Source organism: Mesorhizobium sp. M7A.F.Ca.MR.362.00.0.0, from assembly GCF_004023175.1.
GTDB lineage: Bacteria > Pseudomonadota > Alphaproteobacteria > Rhizobiales > Rhizobiaceae > Mesorhizobium.
In genome coordinates, this window is sequence record NZ_RZTF01000038.1 from 1 (window position 1) to 3,406 (window position 3,406).

General features: G+C 65.9%; 5 protein-coding genes. 2 read left to right on the top strand and 3 right to left on the bottom strand.

Annotated features, from left to right (window positions below; translation table 11 throughout):
• From EOC06_RS08060 to EOC06_RS08070, 3 genes are all read right to left on the bottom strand, one after another.
• The coding region (locus tag EOC06_RS08060) for a BatA domain-containing protein (protein ID WP_164892562.1) at positions 1-234 on the bottom strand (234 nt) is incomplete at its 3' end.
• Complete coding sequence (locus tag EOC06_RS08065) at positions 231-1,250, bottom strand: DUF58 domain-containing protein (RefSeq protein ID WP_245469397.1); 1,020 nt, start codon at positions 1,248-1,250, stop codon at positions 231-233. The genes EOC06_RS08060 and EOC06_RS08065, both read right to left, overlap by 4 nt.
• Entirely contained in the window at positions 1,250-2,254 is a 1,005-nt protein-coding gene (locus tag EOC06_RS08070; RefSeq protein ID WP_013529968.1) for a MoxR family ATPase, read from the bottom strand. Before EOC06_RS08070 ends, EOC06_RS08065 begins: the two co-directional genes overlap by 1 nt.
• Positions 2,255-2,408: 154 nt before the next feature.
• Here EOC06_RS08070 and EOC06_RS08075 point away from each other — a divergent pair, with 154 nt between their 5' ends.
• On the top strand, positions 2,409-3,038 hold the full coding sequence (locus tag EOC06_RS08075) for a DUF1285 domain-containing protein (RefSeq protein ID WP_127271874.1): 630 nt from the start codon (positions 2,409-2,411) through the stop codon (positions 3,036-3,038).
• Positions 3,038-3,406 (top strand): CoA pyrophosphatase (locus EOC06_RS41975; protein WP_245469398.1); only part of this gene is annotated, 369 nt, incomplete at its 3' end. The genes EOC06_RS08075 and EOC06_RS41975, both read left to right, overlap by 1 nt.

A 3,406-nucleotide genomic window follows, 5' to 3' on the forward strand; every position in this document is an offset into this window, starting at 1 on the left:
GGCCAATGCCGCTACGATGAGGGCCGCCATCAAGAGCCTGAGCAGCGTCAGCCACCACGGGCTCTGCTGCGGCGTCTCCTCGCGCTTCAGCACGCGCGCCAGGATCTTCAGCGGCGGGAAGATTTCGGTCTGCGGCTTGGGCGGCGTCAGCCTGAGCAGCCACCAGATCACCGGCAGTGCCAGCAGGCCCCACAGCACCATGGGGGCGCCAAAGGAAAGCGGCAGCCAACTCATGCGACAGCCTTTCCTGGCCGATCGCCACCGGTGATCGTGCCGGCACGACTGCCAAAGTCGGTCGGCCCTGGCTGATCGCCGCTGGCGATCATGCCTGCATGACCGCCGGCGGTCGGCCTGGCCGAGGGGCCGTCAGCAGTCATCGCCATGTGCAGCCGCACCAGTGCGTCGGAAGCGAGCCGATCGGTGTGGTTGACGGTAAAGCTCCATCCAAGCCGTTTGCACCAGGCCGTCAGTTCATGGCGGCGGGCGGCGTAAAGCAGACGATACTCATCACCCAGCATTTCGGCGCGGCCGGCGGTCAGCTTGTCGCCGGTCTCGGGATCGGTGAACTCGGTTCGGCCGGCATAGGGGAAGGTCTCCTCGGCCGGGTCCGCGACCTCGATCAGGTGCGCGCGCACGCCGTGGCGGGCCAGCACGTCGAGCCAGGCCATCGTCTCTTCGACCGGATCGAGGAAGTCGCTGACGATGACGATGTCGCAGAAGCGCCTGATGTCGGACAGGTCGGGTTTTGCCGGCAAATCGCCCGCATGCATCAACTGGGCGGCGATGCGTTCGGCGCCGTTGCGGGCGGTGAACGGGTCGGTGAGGCCCGGCCAGGCGATGCGCTCGCCGCTGCGCGACAACAGTTCGGCCATGGCCAGCGCCAGCACCAGCGCGCGCGATTGCTTGGAAACGCTGGCGCCGGTGGATTTGTAGAGCATCGACGGCGAGGGGTCGGCCCACAGCCAGACCGTATGGGCGGCTTCCCATTCGCGGTCGCGCACATAGGTGTGGTCGTCGCGGGCCGAGCGGCGCCAGTCGATGCGCGAGGAATCTCCCTCGACATAGGGCCGGAACTGCCAGAAATTTTCACCGATGCCGCGCTTGCGGCGGCCATGCCAGCCGGCGATCACGGTGTTGACGATGCGGCGCGCCTCGACCAGCAGGTCTGGCACAAGCGAGGCTCGCAACCGGCCACGGGCGAGCGCGTCGCGCGTCGCTGCCGGAGCCTGGACCTCGCCGATGCGCGGCATCAAATCCCTTTCACGAGTTTCGCCACCACGTCACGCACGCTGGTGCCTTCGGCGCGGGCGGCGAAGGTCAGCGCCATACGATGCTGCAGCACCGGCTCGGCCAGCGCACGCACGTCGTCAACCGAGGGCGCCAGCCGTCCGTCGTAAAGCGCGCGCGCCCTTGTGCACAGCATCAGCGCCTGGCTGGCGCGCGGGCCGGGACCCCAGGCGACGTTCTTGTCGGTCTCGGCATTGCCTTGGCCGGGACGCGCCGAGCGCACCAGCGTCAGGATCGCCTCGACGACGCTTTCAGGCACCGGCATGCGGCGGATCAGCGTCTGGATCTCCTTCAGCCGCACCGGCTGCAGGACGTTCTGGGCTTTCGCGTCCTCGATGCCGGTGGTTTCCAGAAGGATGCGGCGCTCTGCCTCGATTTCGGGATAGAGGATATCCACCTGCATCAGGAAGCGGTCAAGCTGGGCCTCGGGCAACGGATAGGTGCCTTCCTGCTCCAGCGGGTTTTGGGTTGCCAGCACGTGGAAGGGCGCCGGCAGGTCATGGCGGGCGCCGGCAATGGTGACGTGGTATTCCTGCATGGCCTGCAGCAGCGCCGACTGGGTACGCGGCGACGCGCGGTTGATCTCGTCGGCCATCAGCAACTGGGCGAAGATCGGCCCGGAGATGAAGCGGAAGGAGCGTTTGCCGGTTTCGTCCTGCTCCATCACTTCGGAGCCGAGGATATCGGACGGCATCAGGTCCGGCGTGAACTGGATGCGACGCGAATCGAGGCCGAGCACGATGCCAAGTGTTTCGACCAGCTTGGTCTTGGCGAGGCCCGGCACGCCGACCAAAAGCGCATGGCCACCGGCCAGCAGCGCCACCAGCGTGCGCTCGACGACGCTTTCCTGTCCGAAGATGACCCGGCCGACCCCGTCGCGGATACGGGAGATGTCGGCAAGCGCCTTTTCGGCTTCTGCGATCATGTCCTTTTCGCTGATCGGGCTTTCCTTGACCATCACGCTCATGCCGCATCGATCCTTGTGGTTGGAATACCATGGCTGGAACAACGGCTGCACCATACCATAAGTTGCCGCGATTCGGCCTCGCGTGGCGCCTATGTCGAAACTTAAATCACAGACTTAGGCTGACAAGCGCAACAACAGTGACTATTTCGTGACCATGACGGGACCCTTGGGACATCGTGAAGAAAGCCTGACGGATGCCACCGAGGCGCGTGGCCTCGAGGCGCTCATCTCGCGCGCCGCCCGTGCCGGCAAGGGCGCGGCACCCGTCGAACGCTGGAATCCCGACTTCTGCGGCGATCTGGACATGGAGATCAAGTCCGACGGCACCTGGTTCTATCTGGGCACGCCGATCGGGCGCATGCCGCTGGTGCAGCTTTTCTCCTCGGTGCTGCGCAAGGACGCCGATGGCAGGACCTATCTGGTGACACCGGTGGAAAAGGTCGGCATCCGCGTTGCCGATGCGCCGTTCATCGCCGTCGAAATGGACGTTTCGGGTAGCGGCGAAGCGCAGACCATCACCTTCCGCACCAATGTCGGCGATGTCGTCGAGGCCGGGCCGGAACGGCCGCTGCGCTTTGTCGACGAGAACGAGACCGGCGGATTGAAGCCCTATGTGCTGGTGCGGGGCCGTCTGGAGGCGCTGGTGGCGCGGCCGGTTATGTATGAGCTGGTCGGGCATGGCGAGGAGGTCGAGATCGGCGGCGAGACGATGTTCGCGGTGCGCTCCAAGGGCGCCGTGTTCCCGATCATGCCGGCGGACCAGTTGAAGCGGCTGAGTGCGTGATGGACCAGGTGACGCCGGCGCCGTTTTCATCCGCGGATTTTCGCGCGCGTTTTGCCGTGCAGCCCGATGCGCATGCCGGCGACGATTATGGCGATCATCGCTTCAACCCCGGCCATCCGCGCCTCAACCAGGGCAAGGCGCTGCGCAATGCCGCGGTGCTGATCCCGGTGGTCGATCATGAGGGCGATGCGACGGTTCTCCTGACCAAGCGGGCTGAAAAGCTGCGCAGCCATTCGGGGCAGGTGGCATTTCCCGGCGGTACCATCGATCCGACCGATCCGAGCCCTGAGGCGGCGGCGCTGCGCGAGACTTTCGAGGAGATCGGGCTTGGCCGAGACCGCATCGAGATCATTGGCCGCATGCCCGAC